Source organism: Streptomyces graminilatus, from assembly GCF_001418565.1.
In the GTDB taxonomy this organism is placed as follows: Bacteria; Actinomycetota; Actinomycetes; order Streptomycetales; family Streptomycetaceae; genus Streptomyces; species Streptomyces graminilatus.
On record NZ_LIQQ01000812.1, the window covers coordinates 1 to 1,565 of the forward strand.

Here is a 1,565-nt window from a genome sequence, read left to right on the forward strand (position 1 = left end):
GGACGTGGCAGAGGTGGAACACGTGGACGTGGCAGAGGTGGAACACGTGGACGTGGACGTAGGCGTGGACGAAGACGTAGAAGAAGACGTGCCGGAATTACTCTCTGTGACGGCCGGCCGGATGAGATCTACCGAGGGCGCCGGCCCTTCGGACGTTCCGCTCACCGCTCGCTCCCGCAGTGCACTCGGTCTTGATGTGGATCCCGTCGGGCGGCCGGCCGGGCGGCAAACCGCCGCCCTGGCCTTGTCCGTGCAGGAAAGTGTCAGGGAAGTGCCAGGAAAGTGTGCCGATCATAGAGGCTGGCCCGAAGCCCTTCCAGCCACTGTCCAGTGTCCATGAACGACCGGCTGTTTTGACAGATCGTTTCTGCCCGCGCCTGGACGGGTTCCTTCGCCCTCGATCAGTTGTGACGTTCTGTGAGTGTTTCGGGGTGTCGTTCCACAAAGGGTGAGCCCTCGCATGCTTGCCCGTTTACCGGACGCCCTTCGATTGTGCCTGGTCATCCACCTGATCGTCCCTCAGTCACCCTTCTGGTGCAGACAAACAGGGCATACAAACGCAAGATCACACAGGCTGGGTTGCGGTGTCCCCCAACCGCATCCGGAGGTCTGCGTGCCGCGTCAGCTCCCCCTCAAGGGGCTCACCCGTGACGCCCTTGCGGGATTCAAGGGGCTCGCGTGCGCCGGGGCGCACCCCCGCTTGCGCAGCACGGCCGCCGTCCTCACCACCATGACGGCGCTGGCCGCCACCTCCCTCGTCGCGGGCTCCTCGGTCGCCGAACCCTTCTCCGTCCGGTCCTGCGCCCTCCAGCGCACCGACGCCCATCACTCGGAGGGCCTGGACACCTGGAACGCGGCCTATCCGCGCCCGTCCCGCGCCCTCGACGCCGTGATGGTCTTCCTCTCCTTCCCGGACGCGCGCCCGCGCACCACCCCCGCCGAACTGGCCGCCGACCACTTCCCCGCCACCAGCGACTTCTTCGCCCGTGCCTCGTACGGCAGGTTCACGCTGCGCCCGCACCCGCTCCGCAAGTGGATCCGGATGCCGAAGCCGTCCACCTCGTACGCCATACAGCGGGACTGGGGCGCCGCCCACCGGGCTGCCTATCTGCACGACGCGCTCGCCGCCGCCGACCGTGACGTCGACTTCTCGCGCTACGACATCGTGTACTTCGTGGCCGACCCCGACGCGCCCGGCGTCGACTCCGACGCGACGAAGGTCGTCAACCTGGACGTCCCGCTGCGGGCCGACGGCACCGACATCCGCCGGGTCGTCACCGTCTTCGAGAAGCATCCGCCGGACCGGCTCGTCCTCGCCCACGAGACGGGCCACGTCTTCGACCTGCCCGATCTCTACCACCGGCCCGTGGACGGCAAGGGCGACTGGGACACGTACGTCGGCGACTGGGACCTGATGGGCAGCCAGTTCGGGCTGGCGCCGGATCTCTTCGCCTGGCACAAGTGGAAGCTCGGGTGGCTGGATTCGCGCCAGGTGGTGTGCGTCCGCGAGGGAGCCTCGGCCCGGCTGACCCTGGAACCCCTGAGCGCGAATCCGGCCACCCGAG

2 protein-coding genes are annotated in these 1,565 nt (G+C 68.1%); both read left to right on the forward strand.

Translation table 11 applies throughout. The features are described from left to right. Window positions 1-340, forward strand: a 340-nt coding sequence (locus tag AOK08_RS46915) for a hypothetical protein (protein ID WP_206743422.1), incomplete at its 5' end; no start/stop codon positions are given. A 273-nt stretch (window positions 341-613) separates the two neighbouring features. Then, window positions 614-1,565: M6 family metalloprotease domain-containing protein (locus AOK08_RS41805; RefSeq protein ID WP_063794247.1), on the forward strand; the 952-nt coding region annotated here is incomplete at its 3' end.